Source organism: Sulfolobus sp. A20 (genome assembly GCF_001719125.1).
Classification (GTDB): domain Archaea; phylum Thermoproteota; class Thermoprotei_A; order Sulfolobales; family Sulfolobaceae; genus Saccharolobus.
Genome location: NZ_CP017006.1, coordinates 2107212 through 2124341 on the forward strand (window position 1 = coordinate 2107212; position 17130 = coordinate 2124341).

The window sequence follows — 17130 nt, forward strand, 5'->3', positions numbered from 1 at the left end:
ACCTTAACTATTTAATAAGTAATAAAATGTCACCTTTCTTCACACTCTGACCTTCTTTAACCATAACTTTTTGAACTATACCGGCGATAGGGGAAGAAATAACAGTTTCTGCTTTCATAGCTTCAATTGAGAGTAAAGGTTGACCTTTATTTACAGCATCACCTTCCCTCACTCTAATCTTAACGATTCTCCCAAATAGAGGTGAAATTATCTCTCCCTCCTTTCCTCTTAAAACACTTTCTATACTTTCTCCTTCTTTAACTGGTATTTCGTTTATTCTGTCTAATCTGAGAAAGTTTTCATTAGCGAATATTAAGGTCCCATCTGATTCAACAAACACATAATAATTTTTCCCATCGATCTCAAATAGATATTCATTTTCCCTAGTACCTCTGCCTAAGAACTTCACTTTTACTTCCTTCTCTCCTATTTTTATATTATCTATATTTCCTTGCTGATCATAGGCTACAACGTAAGAATCTCCCAATTCTGTATGGATTCTATAAGCCTTCATTACCACATCACCCTCGTATTAGATTGTAGAGCGATGCCATAAGTCTTCCATTTGTTTGGAGCCCTCTCATCTCTTATAATCTTCTTCTCTTCAGCTTTTCTCTTCAATAAACCTCTATTATATAAAGCTATAGCAATTGCTACTTTTCTTTCCTCTTCCTCAGTTAGTTTTTGCTTAAAGTATTGTATTTTCTCAGAGATATAAGCGGTAGTAAAGTTACCCTCCCAGAAGTCTGGGTCTTGTAAGATGAGCTTATATAGGGGTATAGTAGTTTTTACACCACCTATCTTATAATCATTTAATGCTCTCAATCCAACTTGTATTGCATAGTCTCTGCTTTGACCATATACTATTAACTTAGAGACTAATGGATCATAATAAGGTGGAACCCATGTACCAACTTCAATTCCACTATCAACTCTCACGCCCGGTCCAGTAGGTTCTTTATAATATGTTATGTAACCAGATTGTGGCGTAAATTCGTTCAAAGGATCCTCAGCATTTATTCTAAATTGAATGGCGTGTCCTCTAATTTTCAGATCCTCTTGGGAAAACGGTAAATATTCTCCAGCAGCAAGTCTAATCTGCAGTTTTACTAGATCAATACCTGTTATAAATTCGGTTACAGTGTGTTCTACTTGTACTCTTTTGTTTATTTCCAAAAAATAAAAGTCATGTGTTACTGGAGAATATACGAATTCCATAGTACCTAGGGTGAAGTAATTTATTTCCTTACCGAATCTAATCGAAGCTTCAATAATTGTTTTTCTTTCTTCCCAGGTAATTGAGGGAGAAGGAGCTTCTTCTATCAGCTTTTGATTTCTCCTCTGAATTGTACACTCCCTTTCAAATGCTACTACATAATTGCCATATTTATCGCCTATTAGTTGTGTCTCTATATGCTTAGGTTTTACGGCAGCTTTCTCGATATATATTTCTGCTCTACCAAAAGCTGAGTATGATAATCTTTTGCTCCTTTCAAAAGCCTCAGCCAATTCTGCTGAATTATCAACCTTTATTATCCCTACGCCAGCTCCTCCTCCAGCAGCCTTCAGCATTATTGGATAGCCTATTTCCTCAGCGACCTTTAAAGCCTCATCTACGCTCTCGACTGGTGTTAATGGACCAGGTGAGGTTGGAACTCCAGCCTTTCTAGCTATCCTCTTACCATCTAGCTTGTCTTTTATTTTATCCATGACTTCTGCTGAAGGTCCTATAAAGGTTAAACCGACTTTCTCTACTTCTCTTACAAACCTTGGATTTTCGGATAAAAATCCGTAACCGGGATGTACGGCATCAGCATGAGCTTTCAATGCAGCGTCAACAATTCTATCTATGTTTAAGTAGCTCTCAAGTGCGGGTGAAGGTCCAATCCAATACGCTTCATCCGCATATTTAACGTGAGGAGCATATTTATCAGCATCTGAATAGACTGCTACAGCTTTCATTCCCATCTCTTTTACCGCTTTCATTACTCTGATTGCTATCTCTCCTCTATTGGCAACGAGAACTTTATTAAATGGGGGCATTAATAATAATAGTGTATATCGGGTTTAAAAGTTTTTAACTTTAGAATTTATCTATGTATAAAATTCTAAAAATTTTTTAATATAAAAAGTGATCAACATCAAACTTTTTATGTTAGTCCAAGGAGGGGAAGTAGAAAATATTAAGAGGAAAATTATCTCCTTATAGATTTTCTAGAAACGTACTTGAAGTAGCGTTGAAATCATGGATATCGAATCTAAATTACAAAATAACACTCTAAACTTTATACAGAAAAATATTTAATTATCGTAAGCCACTCCATACTGAGGATGACGAATCCGGGAACTGAGCAGTGAGGAAATGCGCGAACGCTGATCAATTGAAAAAGGAATTAGAAGGTAACAGATAGTTAAGCTAAGTAAATTCCTTCCTCTGCAACATACTTCTCTCTAGCTATATCCATTAATTTTCTGGTGAATAATATGGAGTATATCACTACAACTATACCAAATAATAATGAGTCCCACGCCGCTAAAGGTATATTGCCATTAGCTGTGGCTAGAGCTATATCTTTCATTATACCATGAGAAACTTGTAAGGTGTAACTATCATAAATTCCTTGCCAGTACTCGCCTATCGCTAATCCTCCCCAAGCACTATTTATTGTACTTGAGATACCTGCTATTATGTAAGGAAAAGTAGCAGGAATTATCACATATCTCATTTTTTGCCAGAACGAGAAGTTATAGTTCTTCATTATTTCCCAATATTGTTGAGGCATATTCTTAATTCCAAGCCAATAGCTGTAAAAGACATAATAAAATGTTGAGATAAATCCTAAAAGTATCACATAAAACTCGTTAGTCCATCCCCCTAATATCTTACTAACTATCCCTATAGTTGCCGCTAAAAGAAGGGGAAAGTACGTCGGAGCTGGAAAAGACGCGAAAGTCTGTATTATTGGTATAGCTACCTTTTCAGCCTTTTCGTTAATTGCAATATAATAACCCAAGAATAGAGCAAAAACAAAGCTTACAACTGCTATAAAGGCGACTCTAGCGTAGTCTATTAATAAACTATAAAGGTCTGATGGTGTGGTTGATATTAAATAAGCCCACGTAGACTTAGGTATGGAGGTAATCGTGGAAAACGCTCCATATATGATAAGGGCTAAAATTGCTAGCGCGATACCTATTCCTAAATATCTCCATGGCATAGTCCTCTTTGCCTCTTCCTCAGTACTAGTCCTACTAACGATTCTGGTTACTCTGGTTGCATACTTTGATAGTTTAGTAAATGGTGCTAAAGTGTTAGAAATTCTTGTTGTATACCTTATTCTTATCTTACCTCTTTTAGATACTTTTATCTCTGTATCTAGACCGTATTTGGAGACAGTATATACTGCAAATCTCCTCAAAAGATATGTAAAAATACTTACGAAGACAGCTAAAATTGCTAATCCCTCACCTACAGCAATGTAATTATTTTCAGCTGATAATTCAGCTATTAGTGTACCTATTCCAAATACGTGATAAGTAGAAGTACCTATGGAGAAAACTTCACTAACTGTTATATAAAAGAACGCATCTGCAAAGCTAGGTATTAAATTAGCTGCTATCCTAGGCCATGAATAAGGAATGTATAGTTTCCTCATTTTATCCAAAAAACCTAATCTATAGTTATCTACTACTTCAATTAGGTCTAATGGAATTGTTTTAAAGGCTTGATAGATTCCTACCCATATATTCCACACCACTGCAGTAAAGACTAGAAAGTCAACTGCAAGTTCTATACCTAAGTAACCTCCTATTCTGTAAACGAAAAATATGAGAACTATAGGAAAGAATGATATTACGGGGACAGACTCAAAAACCTCAATTAATGATACATAAGCGTTTTCGAAAGCTCTATTTTTTACAGCAATATATCCTAATAGCCAACCAGTTAGAATAGATAAACCTATTGTTAGGAACACTCTACCTGATGATGCTAAAGTGGCTAAGGTTAACAATAAAACCGTGTTCATACTTTCTCGCCCCCCTTAATTGGGGTTAACAAACCGTAGAGGACGTCTAGGTATTCTTGAAAACGCTCATCCTTAGGATTTCTAGGTCTTTCTAACGTAATTTCTACTTCACCTACCACATTGGCTGGTCTTCCATTTAGGACGTAAACTCTATCAGCCAGTTCGACTACTTCATTTAAGTTATGAGATACAAGAACTACACTCTTTAATGTAGTACCCTCATTAAATAGCATAGAATAGATTTCTTGCCTTAAGCCCTCAGCAGTTAACTCATCTAAATGAGAAAAAGGTTCATCCATTAAAAGAACTAAGGGGTCTGCAACCAATGCTCTCGCAATAGCAATCCTTTGCCTCATACCACCACTCATCTGTTTAGGATAAAAGCTCTCAAAACCTTGAAGCCCAACAATTTCCAAAGCGTGTCTAGCTATCTTATCTTCCTCCTCTTTGGGTAACTTTCTGTTCATTAAGCCTAACTTAACGTTATCTAGTGCCGTAAGCCAAGGAAAAGTAGCAATAGATTGATGTATTAAGGCAATCTTAGGAGATGGACTTAATACCAGCTTCCCAAGAAGCCTAACTTCCCCCTTTGAGGGTCGAATGAAACCACCCAATATCCTAAGTAGAGTAGACTTTCCAACTCCAGTTGGTCCAACTATTGCGACCAACTCCCTCTCCCGGGTAAACATATTAATGTTGTCAAATACAACATAGCCATTGGGATAAGTATAAGCTAAGTTGATCGCCTCTAGGATTCTTCCAACTACTTCACCGTTCTCTTTCTCCTAACAATATCTTAAAAGCTTTTTGCTTTAAAACAAAAGTGTTATCGAAATACGATCCTTTAAGAATATTCTAATTTGAATTTCTGGAATTTTACCTATATCTTCACTACAACCAAAATCAATTTTACAAAGTAGGGAAAGCCTCGTCATTTATGGTGAGGAGGAGGTCAGCTATAAATGTGCTTTAAGGATTTAAAAAATCGGCTACTTTTATATTAATCTTTACTTAGCTTTAAAGGAGAGACAACATCACCGTACTTGTTAATATATTCTAATAACCTGTCTTGTTGAGCTTTTAACTCACCTATGACGTCAGAAGGCGTATCTGAAATTTGACTGTAAACTTTTAGAATCCTTTCAGTTTTCTCCAAATATCTTCTTAACTTTAAAGAGAACTGCAACTCATATTCTTTTTCTCCATACTCCTTGCCTAAAACCTTCATGAATAGGGTTTTCAGATCATCATAATAGGGTATAAAACCAATAGGTGTATAAATTGCGTCAACAGAGTTTTCCACTCTTAACACTGCCCATTTTATCCAAACTTTCTTATCCTCTTTTGAGTTTACGAATTTATTTCCGTCCTTTAAGAAGTAATTAAATCCAAATATCTTTGGGACCTTTTTTAATTTTTTTCCAAAATTTAAATAATTATTCAAATAACTCCCCAAGGATAATGGCATGAAATCTAGAATAGCCATCGGATTAAATTCTAACTCGTCTGCCTTACCTATGACCGCTGATGTCCTAGCTGATTCCATGGAGGCACCAATGGTAATGATGCCATGGTTCCACGAAAAAGCCTCAACAGCTGGAACTAATGTAGAGTAGTCTCTCACTCCAAATATTATTCCATCAATACTTACACCGTCTGGATTATCGTAATTTTTATCTAAATTACTAAAGGACGTCAAAGGCACGGTAAATCTTGCATTAGGATGTGAGGCAGGTTTGCCACTATTCTTATTCCACACTCCCTCATAATTATAACCTTTCTCTGGTTTGGTTTTTCCACTTCCCTCCCAATAAACATCTCCATCCTCAGTCATCAACACATTTGAGAATATGACTTCCCCCGGCTTATGTAATACTTCCCAAATTACGGGATCGTCTTTTTCATTTATCCCTTGAATGATTCCAAATACTCCAATTTCAGGATTAACCGCCTTAACCTCTCCGCTAACTTCTCGTATAAACGCTAAGTCATCACTTATTAATGAACCTAACATAGCAGTAGACGTTTTTCCCGATCCAGAGGGAAACGATGCTGTGAAGTAGTGTATCCCATTATCACCTTCAAATCCTACTATTGCCATATGTTCTGAAAGCCATCCCTCCCTTACAGCCTTCGTAACGGTAAGCCTTAAGGCTAGTTTCTTTAGACCTACACTATTGCCGGCATAGGTTGTATTAACGCTATACACAGTATCTTCTTTAACGTCTATCATTATCCTCCTTTTTTTAATATTTAGTTCACCTTTAGAGTGGATAAATTTTAGGAATGGCTTATTATTTGAGAAATCTTCGAAAGCGTTTCTATATAGTATGTTTTCACTATGTATTACGTAAGGAGAATCAGTAATCTGGACTGCTAAAATCTGAAAACGAGAATTTCTGGGACCTAATGAGTAGAAACCTACATACATTTCTCTACCTTTCATTGAACCCTTTAACAAGGATAAAGCTTCTCTTAAACCTTCTTCTCTAGGTTTTGTGTTTACGAAAGGAATTTTGTTGTCAGTTAAGATGAATGTATCCTCTCTGGCCCTAGCTTGATCCAATGGATGATCGAAGTGAATTGTGTGACCTTCCATCTTCAACTTTATTTCCTCTTTAGACTCTATTGCCTTCTTTTTAACATACTCTTTATCACTTTCATGACCTAACGAAACGTATAGGCTCTCTGGTTCACATAATTCTACATAGGTTCTCAAAAAATGCGTTAATGAACTATTATTAATACTTTCTAATTTTTTAATTATTCTGTCCGAAACGAAGTCGCTTAAAAAACTTATATCATCCTTCATATTATATACTCGGTAATAAGGGGTAAAAACATTTTAGTTTTGGTATATGTTTTAAAAAACTTGTTAAGTTCAAGCTAATCCTGATTGTTACATTTTAAAATACAATGAAACTATAAATTAAATATTCAACTCCCTTATGAACTAATATGATAACTACAAGACTGATACGTTATAACGTATGCTTTCAATAGAAATCAGAGTTAATGTATCTGACTTCCTTCCCTTAGAGGTTTACCTCATCGATTCTCATATGATGAGCAGTCGAGAGGCTCAGATAGCCATACAAGTTTATTACTGCAATAGAGAATGCCTTGTAGCCTTATCGTGTAACTTTATCCCTCCAATTTTCCAGCTTAATACCATTTACATAAACGTGCAAACTACATGAAGAATTAGCCCAGGCTCGTAATGCCTAACTCACCATTAATCCTCATCAACGAGCAAACGATCCCCATAACATCATGCTTAAGCTCATAATTAACATTAGCCAACTTGTGAAGAGCAAGGTAGTGTGAGGAAATGAAGTCCTTCAACTTGACAAGCAAAATATCGAGGCTAATATAATCTCGTCCAAGGAATGAAACTAAGCTTAAAAGGGTAGAGATAATTTGGGCGAGGAAATCAAACATATTCTTGCCTCACCCTAAAAATACTTTTTCGCAATAAAGAAAATTCAATTCATATCAACCAAATTGTTGTCCACATACTCCATCTTGAAGGGCAAGGCTTTCCTCACATTGTAAGGTTTATTACTTAACTAACTTGTAATATAACATATGGACTTTCATGAGTTAAGTGATATCCCACACAGTGTTGAACAAAGAGAAGATTTCTCCGGAGAGAAAGTAAATCCATTAATCGTTTTCTATCCTAGGAGTGAGGAAGATGTAGTTAGAATAGTAAAATTTGCAAACAGTAATAAAATTCCTATTATACCTTGGGGGTCTGGTACTAGTTTAACCGGAGCGGTATCGTGTGATAAAAACTGTATCCTAATTGATATGTCAAGGATGAATAAGGTGATTGAAATTAATGAGATAGATTGGTATGTAAGAGTCCAACCTGGTATGAAGTTAGTGGATCTATTTGAGGAATTGGAGAAGAAAGGTTTCATGCTACCTCCGGATCCGGCAAGTTTCTTTCTATGTAGTGTAGGAGGTGCTGTTTCAGAATCTTCTGGCGGAATGAAGGGGGTTAAGTATGGTTCATTTAGGGAATGGGTTTTAGCGATAAAGGTAGTATTACCAAGTGGTGAAGTGGTAAAAATTGGAGAGCCTTTGAGAAAAAATAGAGCTGGATATGATATTTTACATTTATTTGTAGGAAGTGAGGGTACATTAGGTGTCATTACTGAAATATGGTTGAGAATAATCCCTTTACCTAAGAGAAAGATTGTTACCATATTAGCTTTACTTAGAGATTTTGAATCTGCCGGAGAAGTTATTTTGGGTCTAAGGAAGAATAGAATACTGCCAGAGCTCTCAGAGTACGTGGATTCTGACGTCATTAAAGCTTTAAATAAGCATCTAAACGCTGGGCTAAAAGAGACTGAGGGTGGTATGTTACTAATTTCAGTTGAGGAAGATTTAGTTAATGATGTTCTTAAAGTTTTAGATGGTAAAGCTGTTGAGGTTAAAGTGGCTGAGGGAGAAGAGGCTGAGAAGTTATATTCTTTAAGGGCTCAAGCAGCAATAGCGGTTAAAGCTGAGGCTAAGAACGTGTTTTATGCTGAAGATATTGTAGTTCCTATTTCAAAATTGCCGGAGGCAATAAAGAGACTAAAAGAGATAGGTAATAAATATAATACTAAATTTTATGTAATCTCGCATATTGGAGATGGAAACTTACACCCTAATATTGTGATAGAGGATGAGGAGTTAAGACAAAGAGCCTTTGAGGAAATTGCTAGAATGGCTATAGAACTAGGAGGCTCTGTTAGTGGGGAACATGGAATAGGTGTCCAAAAAGCGAAGTTAATGGCTGAACAATTAATCAAGCATAATGGTTACAGAGTTTTAGATCTTATGTATCAGATTAAGAGGCTAATTGACCCTAATGACATTATGAACCCCAATAAATTTGTAGAATTATCGTATAAGTTAGCCGATTCGTATAAATAAAATTCAAAACTTCATAATTAACACTTTTTATTTAATAGCTTTAATTGTATGTAATATGCAAGATCCGGTATGTAAAATGGAAGTCGAGAATACAACTCCCTTCAAGGTAAACTATAAAGGAATAACATACTATTTCTGCTCTTCTCACTGTTTAGAGGAGTTTAAAAAAGATCCATTAAGGTACGTTAAAAAAGAAGATTTGAATAAAAAGATAGATGTTAAAGTAGTTTATTGTAGACCTTGCAAATACATGGATAGAGCGTTAGACCTAGCAAAGGATATCCTTAGTTACTTTGAGGAGGCTAACGTGGAATTGGTGCAAGGGGATAGGGGAATATTCGATGTTTATATAAATGACGAATTAGTATTTTCGAGGTATAATCAAAAAAGGTTCCCTGACCATCAAGAAATATTACAAGAGATAAGTAAGAGATTACAGAAATCACTTGCCAGCTAATTTAAGGATGTCAGATATAATATTATCTATATTTTTTACATAACTATACTTCAGCCTTATCTGGTCTAGGCTAATCTTATTCTCAGTTAAATACTTTACTAATATATCAGTCGCAATATCAGTTAAAACTTTAACATCAACCTCATATTTTTTCTTTAACTCTCTAACTGCCTCATCTACAGTACAACTCTTAACGTCTTTAGGGGCGGAAAGTCCTTTTAAATCTTTAAATTTCCAGCTCATACTATATACATGTTTTTCCTAGCTTTTAAGGTTAGAATAGACGAGAATTTGTTCGTATATTGAAAATTATGGAAGTTTGTCAAGAATAGATGTGCTAGTAAGAAAATATGATTACCTCCTCAGTTTTGAGGAAGTTTATGCCCAACTCTTTCCTTAGTATATGATTTTCCTCTGGTTATTTTTATTATAAACATTTTTTATCTAGGGCTTATGAGGAGGAAGTTAGAATTAAATCTAAATTCATTTATTATAGATTTTATTCATGATCTCCGTTGAAGAATTAAACGAAGTTTTAAAACAAGAAGAAATATTTAACTTTATAGGTATAAAATTTGAAAAGATAGATAAAGGCTATGCTAAGCTCTCTTTTAATTATAGTGATAGGCTATCAAGAATAGGTGGCATTCTTCATGGAGGTGTAATGTTAACTGCTATAGATTATGCGGGAAGTATGGCAGCCAAATCATTAGATAACGTAAAAGATGAGGTAACAGCAGAATTAAAAGTGAACTTCATAAAGCCTATGAAACAAGGTCCTTTCACAGTGGAAGGTAAAGTAATAAGTGAGGGAAATAGGTTAGTCGTTATAGAAATTTCAGCTTATGATGGTAATGGTAGTTTATGTGCAAAGGCTTTAGGAACTTGGGTAGTCTATAGGTTCTGAAACTCGATAATCCTCTTAGCTATCTTATAGTGTACGTAATCAACCAACTTGTCATCTAACCTTATTGCACCTCTACCCTCTTTTTTTGCCTTTTCATAAGCTTCAATAACTCTTCTTGCCCACTCTATTTCTTCCTTAGATGGTGAGAAGACTTGATTAGCTATCTCCACTTGGGAAGGGTGAATCACTTGTTTACCTACATATCCTAACTTCCTAGCCTCTTCACATTCTTTCCTAAACCCCTCTTGGTTTTTAAGATCAAAGTAAACCTTATCTATAGCGTCAACATCATAAGCTTTGGCTATATTTACGATATACGTTTTAATGAACTCGTTCTTCTCATAAAAAGTGAAATCTCCACCTAATGATAATGAAAGATCAGCTATACCGTAACTTATTGCCTCTACTCCTTCAGATCTAACAATATCCTCTATCTTGGCTATTCCTTTAGCGGTCTCTATCAATGGAATAAGAGTTTTACCAGTTGCCTTGAATAAAAAGGATAAATCGTTTTCAGTCTTTGGGACTACAATGCATGTTATTTTTTCCTCTTTAGAAATCGTTGCAAGATCCTTAAAAGATTCTGATAATTGTAACGAGTTTATTCTTACACATAACTCCCTCTTACCCCAGTCTAGTTCCTTAATTAACTTTATTAAAATTTCTCTTGCTCTTTCCTTATCCTCTGGTGGAACAGCGTCTTCTAGATCAAAAATTATCGAGTCAGCATTCAATTCAACAGATTTCCTTATCATTTTTTCGGAGATAGAAGGGACATAAAGCTGCGATCTTCTTATCATAAAAATGGAATATTACTGTAAGAATAAATTTTTATCCTCTTATAGAGAGTTCCTAAACTCTTCTTTATAAATTGGAGATTTCTTCAAAAATAGAGAAAAATGTTTCTAATCATAAGCTTTTATCTAAAAAGCAAAGGGAGAACGTTTAGTTTTACATAGTTTAGCACGTTTTCTTCATGCTTTTTCATCATTTCGTAAGCCAATTCAACCTTCTTATCCCTTATTGCTAGAACTATCTCTTCATGTTCCTTTAATTCTTCATCCCTTCTCTGGTAGCTAGTAAAAAGCGTCACTCTTACAATTTTTAACTTCAATCTGATATTATTTAAAATATCCACAATATATTTATTGTGCGAAGCCTCGGCTATCAAACTGTGTAGGTTACCGTTAAGATTTGCTAATTTTAGCGGATCGTTTTCCTTAGTATTCCTTATTTGATCTATTAACCTAAGCATGTTGTCTATTTCCTCTTGAGTAGCTCGCATTGAAGCTAATTTTGAAGCTTCAGCTTCAAGCGGAATCCTAACCTCATAAAGCTGAATTATATCACTTTCTGATAGAGGTATTACCGAGTATGATTTGCCATTCTTTACAATTATTCCTTCTTTTTCCAGTCTCACTAATGCTTCTCTAATTGGAGTTCTACTGATGTTAAGTAATGATGCCAACTCCTCTTCTTTCAATATACTACCCGGTCTATACTTTCCACTGACAACGAATTCTAGAATTTTTTCATAAGCTGTTTGTGATAATGACATAAACGTGATTATATATAAATTGAAGATTAAAAACGTTATTCTCTACATATAATGTTTTCCCTAATATTCAAATAACATGATTTATAATAGTGTTACAAAAAAGATAAATATGCAAATATCTCTTAAGGATAAGGTATGTTTAATTACCGGTGGAACTCACGGTATAGGTCTGGTGACAGCCAAACTATTCTCAGATTTAGGTTGTAGAGTTATAGCATTAGGTAGAAAAATTACTAATCAAATTGATAATATTGAGTTTTATAAAGTTGACCTAACTTCCAGAAAAGAAGTTCTCTCTTTCATAGATTGGTACAAAAATAACATAGGCATTATTCACTGTTTAATTAATAATGCTTCGGTAAATTCGAGGTACTCCATTCTAGATGTAACCTTGGAAGAGTGGGATAAGATGATTGAGTTAGAGTTAACCTCACCCATGCTTCTATCCAAAATGGCTGCAGAACTGATGATAAAGAATAAAATTAAGGGAAAAATAATTAATATCTCTGCGATACAAGCATATTATCCTCTTCATCATTCGTTACCTTACGTGACGGTTAAAGGTGGGCTTATAGCAATGACTAAGAGCCTAGCAGTAGATTTGGGCAAATACGGAATTCAAGTTATTGCAGTATTACCCGGACCAATATACACTAAAGGAGATAGCGTACCAGAGGAATTAGATAGTAGAGCTGCAACGTTGTTAGGGAGAATGGGTAGGGCAATAGAGGTGGCTAATTTACTAGCGTTTTTAGTTTCAGATTATAACACTTTCATCACGGGTAGTGAGATTGTCATTGATGGAGGTAGGATCATTAGTAGAAAGCCTGATCCAGAGGAGATATCTAGAGGCGAAGTTTAGTCCGTTAATTAACCTTTTATAACATAATATACAACTATGCGGTACTATTGAATATAAAAACTGAATGATAAAAGTTCTAAATTCTAATAGTTTATAATAAACATGCTTAAATTTTACCTTTCTAGTGGTAATCTATGGCGTGGAAAAGAACTATTTCGGCTAAGGCTCTCGAGAAGGCAAAATACGCCTCGGTAAAGGTTGAAGATAAGGTAATATTCATAGCAAATATAAATGGAAAACTTTACGCAATGGATGCAGTTTGTAGCCATGCTAGATGTATATTAGGAATTTTAGATGAAGAAAAGTTAACTGTTAAGTGCCCATGTCATCACGCATTATATGATCTCAACACTGGTAAAATGCTTGAACCTCCGTATGTAGCTCCAGATGCTCCAAAGGACAAACTAGGTCTGAAAACCTATCAAATAAGGGATAATAATGGTTGGATAGAGGTAGACGTATAAGCGGTATTTTTTATGAATCAATCACTCTGAAGTTCTTGTAATCGAGGATTAACGCTAGCTTAGAAAGTAATCTTTTCCCAATTATGTTTTTATTAAGATTCATGACCTATAACGCATTACAAAGTGGTGAAAGCCTCGCTTTTTAGTGCGGAGATGATATAATTTTTTAAAAGCCAATTATTCAGAAAGGTTTTCTGATCTTCTCGGCTGCCCTTCAGATGAGAATTGATGAGGAGGACCTTCCTAAGGGGAGGAAGTCAGATTTATTATTCGCATATTTATTGATTTAGGTTCTTTTTTCGTATTCCATTCAGCCTAAAAGTATTTCCTTCGTAAGAAATGTTTATTTATGTATATTTTAAACATTAACTGATGTCTCCTAAAACGTTAACGGAGAAGATCTTAAGTAGAGCAGCTGGCAAAGAAGTATCTCCCGGCGATGTAATAGAGGCTAATGTAGATATAGTAGCTTTCCATGATCTAACTGGATATCATGTTATAGAAGTAATGGAAAAAGCTCAGATGTTAAAGGTTTTTGATAGGAATAAAATAGTAATAGCTTTTGATCACCTAGCACCACCACCAGATGTAAGAAGTGCTGAGATACAAGTCTATATAAGGAAATTTGTGAAATCCCAAAACATACCTAACTTTTATGATATAAATTATGGAATATTACATGAAGTAATGTTAGAACAATACGCAAATCCTGGTCAAGTTATATTAGCAGCAGATAGCCATACTACTACTTCTGGAGCAATAGGAGCTTTTGCTCAAGGTATGGGAGCTAGTGACATAGCAGCTGCAGCCATAACCGGAAAGACATGGCTAGTAGTTCCGCAACCATTTAAGGTCGTTCTAGAAGGTAAACCTGCTAAATGGATAACTGGAAAAGACGTTGCTCTAAAATTGTTAGGAGATTTCAAAGCTGATTACTTTAATGGAATGTCTATAGAGGTTTTCGTAAAAGAGCCATTAAGCTTTCCAATGGACTATAGAGCTACAGTTTCAAATATGGGCATTGAAATGAACGCTGATGTGCTAATGTTCAATCCAGACCAAGAGACTGTGAGATATGTTAAGGAAATGAGAGGTTATGAGCCACCTTTAATTAAGGCTGATGAAAACGCAAAATACGTAGATGAGTACACGATAAACTTAGAAAAGATGGAGCCATTAGTTGCAGCTCCGCATAGTGTGGATAACGTAAAGGTTGTTAATGAACTTGAGGGAACGCCCATCGATCAAGTGTATATAGGCTCTTGTACCAACGGTAGGTTAAGTGATTTTGAGATAGCAGCTAAGATTATGAAAGGAAGAAAGGTTAAGACTAGGTGTATAGCAATTCCAGCCTCTTACAAAATGTTTAAAGAGGCCATGGAGAGAGGGTATATAGAAACGTTAGTAAACGCTGGATGTATTGTAACTTATGGGACTTGCGGACCTTGTTTAGGAGGACATTTCGGAATTGCGGGACCAGGTGAGAATGTTTTATCCACTAGTTCGAGGAACTTCAAAGGAAGAATGGGAAGTAATGATTCAAAAGTATATTTATCTGGACCAGCAGTAGCTGCTATTAGTGCATTAGAAGGTAAAATAACTGATCCAAGGGTGATCTAAGGTGATAATAGAAGGTCCAGTCATGAAATTTGGAGATAAAATAGATACTGATATTATAATTCCTGCTAGATATCTAAAATACACAGATCCTCAATATTTAGCTCAACACGCTATGGAACCTTTAGATCCGGAGTTTTATAAGAAGGCTAGCAAGGGTGTCGTTATAGTTGCTGGTAAAGTATTCGGGATGGGTTCATCAAGGGAACAAGCAGCCATAGCCTTGAAAGCGGCTGGAGTAAAAGCTGTAATAGCTGAGTCTTTTGCCAGGATATTTTATAGAAACGCAATAAATAATGGTCTTCCCGTAATAACATTGCCTAACGCTACAAAAGAGTTAAGTGAAGGTATTACAGTAAAGGTTAATGTGGAGACTGGTGAAATAGAAGCTGGGAATAAGTTGTTAAGAGGTAAGGGGATAACGGGGATGGCTTTAGAAATCATTAAGGCTGGAGGTATTATGGAATATTTGAAGAATATGCAGAGAGTTAGCCGAAACTAAAAAGTTTATTTTTTACTAACTATACATTATTGCATGTGAAGCTGATTATTATCACCCTACTCTCAGTCTTATTAACAATAGGGGACTACACTTTAGGTCTGGAGTTAACGAGAGCAATATATGGGTATGTAGTTTATTCCATACTTACTTCTCTACCATTCACTTTGGCATACCTTATTCTAATATTCGTCATAGAATTCACCGTAATTTTCTTCATGTGGAATAATGGTAAAAAGCTAGTAAAGTTGTTCTCGTCCCGAATCAAATAACTTACTGTTTATTTTGCAAGATTCATACAACTTCTTAGCTAATTTCACCCTAACTCTCCAGTCCACTATAGGTCTAGGGTAATTAGGAACGTTATGTTTGTAAATCTCATGTATTACCTCTGAAGGATAAGGTTCTAGCTCTTTAATATATTTCTTGATATATTTACCTTCTGGATCGTAAATCCTCTGTTGTTTCCATGGGTCAAATATACGAAATATGTAGTCAGTCCCCACTGAGGCAACCCATTGCCAATTCCCATTATTTACAGCTGGGTCATAATCGATTAATCTGGTTGCAAAATACTTTTCTCCCCATCTCCAATCTACTAGTAACACTTTAACTAGGAAAAAAGCTGTTAGCATCCTAACTCTATTGTGCATGTATCCAGTTTCATTTAGTTGTCTCATGCCAGCATCTATTATTGGATATCCAGTCCTACCTTCCTTCCACGCAGTGAATAGCCTTTCATTGTTTTCCCACTCTATGTACTTATATTCTCTCCTTAGAGGTTCAGAAAATACTCTGTCGTTATGATATGCTAATAGTGTGTAAAAATCCCTCCAATATAGTTGCCTTATGAAAGCTTGATTCCCTTTAAGTTCATGATAAACTTCTCTGACTGAAACTGTTCCAAATTTTAGATGTGGGGAAAGAAAGCTTACGTTGTCTTCAGCTGGGTAATCCCTTCTACTATAATCTATTTTCTTTGCCCTCTCTATTAAGTATAATCCCTCCTTTCTACCACCCGGTCCCTCATGCCTAGGAGGTAAATCAACTTCATCCCCTATGCTTTTAGAGTAATAATTTGAGAACGTATTCTTCACCGGCTCTCTGACTTGCTTCTTCCTCACGCTTGCATAGAACACGGTAAAGCTACGATAATTTTTGAAATCATTAACGGAAGTAAGCAAATAATCTTCTGTAGATATTAACTCTTTATTATAATGTTTACAATACTCCATAATCTTCTCATCTCTCACCCTACTAAAGGGTGTATAGTCAACATTTATGTAAACGCGATCAACCTCCTTTAGTAAACCTTTTACAACTTCCTCTGCAATTCCCTCGTAAACATGCAATCTAGCCCCCTTACTCCTAAGTTCCTCATCTAGTTCGTTTATTGAGTTAAACATAAACCTCACTGCCTTCTCAGACTTATACTCATTTGTATCCCCTACTTGCCTAGGATCAATTATGAATGCTGGAATAACTTCTTCACACTCTCTTAGAGCCTTCACCAAACCCGTATTATCGTCTAATCTTAAATCCCTTCTAAAAATGAATAAGCATAACATTTCAGTATGAATTCAATAGTGACCTTTTATCTTTTGATTAAAGAATATAGAACAAAAGGGAAAAATTTTATGAGATAATAACTGAATTTATACTCCAAAGCTAATGAGTGATTAATTGCATAAAATAAAATTTCAATATCTAATTTTACTATAGTATAAATATTATTTGTTAAGCTTAATACGTAGTGTAGATATGAGGGTCCGAATTTAGGTAAATCTATTATTGCAAATAGCTGTG

General features: G+C 35.3%; 17 protein-coding genes. 8 read left to right on the plus strand and 9 right to left on the minus strand.

Annotation, left to right across the window (positions count from 1 at the left end; all coding sequences use genetic code 11):
* Positions 1-7 precede the first annotated feature (7 nt).
* The 5 genes from BFU36_RS10995 to BFU36_RS11015 form a co-directional block, all read right to left on the minus strand.
* On the minus strand, positions 8-514 hold the full coding sequence (locus BFU36_RS10995; RefSeq protein WP_069284070.1) for a biotin/lipoyl-containing protein: 507 nt from the start codon (positions 512-514) through the stop codon (positions 8-10).
* On the minus strand, positions 514-2043 hold the full coding sequence (locus BFU36_RS11000; protein WP_069284071.1) for an acetyl/propionyl/methylcrotonyl-CoA carboxylase subunit alpha: 1530 nt from the start codon (positions 2041-2043) through the stop codon (positions 514-516). Before BFU36_RS11000 ends, BFU36_RS10995 begins: the two co-directional genes overlap by 1 nt.
* Positions 2044-2411: 368 nt before the next feature.
* On the minus strand, positions 2412-4028 hold the full coding sequence (locus tag BFU36_RS11005; protein WP_069284072.1) for an ABC transporter permease subunit: 1617 nt from the start codon (positions 4026-4028) through the stop codon (positions 2412-2414).
* On the minus strand, positions 4025-4717 hold the full coding sequence (locus tag BFU36_RS11010) for an ABC transporter ATP-binding protein (RefSeq protein WP_069284073.1): 693 nt from the start codon (positions 4715-4717) through the stop codon (positions 4025-4027). Before BFU36_RS11010 ends, BFU36_RS11005 begins: the two co-directional genes overlap by 4 nt.
* A gap of 311 nt (positions 4718-5028) precedes the next feature.
* Entirely contained in the window at positions 5029-6840 is a 1812-nt protein-coding gene (locus tag BFU36_RS11015; RefSeq protein WP_069284074.1) for a phosphoenolpyruvate carboxykinase (GTP), read from the minus strand.
* 776 nt (positions 6841-7616) lie between these two features.
* Here BFU36_RS11015 and BFU36_RS11020 point away from each other — a divergent pair.
* Together BFU36_RS11020 and BFU36_RS14540 are read left to right on the plus strand one after the other, a co-directional pair.
* On the plus strand, positions 7617-8960 hold the full coding sequence (locus tag BFU36_RS11020; protein ID WP_069284075.1) for an FAD-binding oxidoreductase: 1344 nt from the start codon (positions 7617-7619) through the stop codon (positions 8958-8960).
* A 55-nt stretch (positions 8961-9015) separates the two neighbouring features.
* Positions 9016-9417, plus strand: coding sequence for a SelT/SelW/SelH family protein (locus BFU36_RS14540; protein ID WP_069284076.1), 402 nt, complete (start codon positions 9016-9018; stop codon positions 9415-9417).
* Here the strand turns inward: BFU36_RS14540 and BFU36_RS11030 are convergent.
* The gene (locus tag BFU36_RS11030; RefSeq protein ID WP_069284077.1) at positions 9403-9660 is read right to left on the minus strand and encodes a hypothetical protein; all 258 of its coding nucleotides are present in this window, start codon (positions 9658-9660) and stop codon (positions 9403-9405) included. The two genes, BFU36_RS14540 and BFU36_RS11030, sit on opposite strands and share 15 nt — an antisense overlap.
* A gap of 262 nt (positions 9661-9922) precedes the next feature.
* Here BFU36_RS11030 and BFU36_RS11035 point away from each other — a divergent pair, with 262 nt between their 5' ends.
* On the plus strand, positions 9923-10324 hold the full coding sequence (locus BFU36_RS11035) for a PaaI family thioesterase (protein ID WP_069284078.1): 402 nt from the start codon (positions 9923-9925) through the stop codon (positions 10322-10324).
* Here the strand turns inward: BFU36_RS11035 and BFU36_RS11040 are convergent.
* Positions 10312-11124, minus strand: a complete 813-nt coding sequence (locus tag BFU36_RS11040) for a CoA ester lyase (RefSeq protein ID WP_069284079.1) — start codon at positions 11122-11124, stop codon at positions 10312-10314. The genes BFU36_RS11035 and BFU36_RS11040 overlap by 13 nt on opposite strands.
* A 119-nt stretch (positions 11125-11243) precedes the next feature.
* Positions 11244-11882 carry a GntR family transcriptional regulator gene (locus tag BFU36_RS11045; protein ID WP_069284080.1) on the minus strand — a complete coding sequence of 213 codons (639 nt, stop codon included), beginning with the start codon at positions 11880-11882 and terminating at the stop codon, positions 11244-11246.
* A gap of 109 nt (positions 11883-11991) precedes the next feature.
* Here BFU36_RS11045 and BFU36_RS11050 point away from each other — a divergent pair, with 109 nt between their 5' ends.
* The 5 genes from BFU36_RS11050 to BFU36_RS13635 all read left to right on the plus strand — a co-directional run bounded on the left by BFU36_RS11050 (position 11992) and on the right by BFU36_RS13635 (position 15596).
* Positions 11992-12744: an SDR family NAD(P)-dependent oxidoreductase gene (locus BFU36_RS11050; RefSeq protein WP_069284737.1), complete on the plus strand. Its 753-nt coding sequence runs from the start codon at positions 11992-11994 to the stop codon at positions 12742-12744.
* 134 nt (positions 12745-12878) lie between these two features.
* Positions 12879-13208, plus strand: a complete 330-nt coding sequence (sdx, locus tag BFU36_RS11055; protein ID WP_069284081.1) for a sulredoxin — start codon at positions 12879-12881, stop codon at positions 13206-13208.
* A gap of 372 nt (positions 13209-13580) precedes the next feature.
* Entirely contained in the window at positions 13581-14828 is a 1248-nt protein-coding gene (locus BFU36_RS11060) for a 3-isopropylmalate dehydratase large subunit (RefSeq protein WP_069284082.1), read from the plus strand.
* A 1-nt stretch (position 14829) separates the two neighbouring features.
* Entirely contained in the window at positions 14830-15327 is a 498-nt protein-coding gene (locus BFU36_RS11065; RefSeq protein WP_069284083.1) for a 3-isopropylmalate dehydratase small subunit, read from the plus strand.
* A 35-nt stretch (positions 15328-15362) separates the two neighbouring features.
* The gene (locus BFU36_RS13635) at positions 15363-15596 is read left to right on the plus strand and encodes a hypothetical protein (RefSeq protein ID WP_083216395.1); all 234 of its coding nucleotides are present in this window, start codon (positions 15363-15365) and stop codon (positions 15594-15596) included.
* On the opposite strand, the gene BFU36_RS11070 is transcribed toward BFU36_RS13635, so the two are convergent.
* Positions 15564-16892: a deoxyribodipyrimidine photo-lyase gene (locus BFU36_RS11070; RefSeq protein WP_069284084.1), complete on the minus strand. Its 1329-nt coding sequence runs from the start codon at positions 16890-16892 to the stop codon at positions 15564-15566. The genes BFU36_RS13635 and BFU36_RS11070 overlap by 33 nt on opposite strands.
* Positions 16893-17130 lie beyond the last annotated feature (238 nt).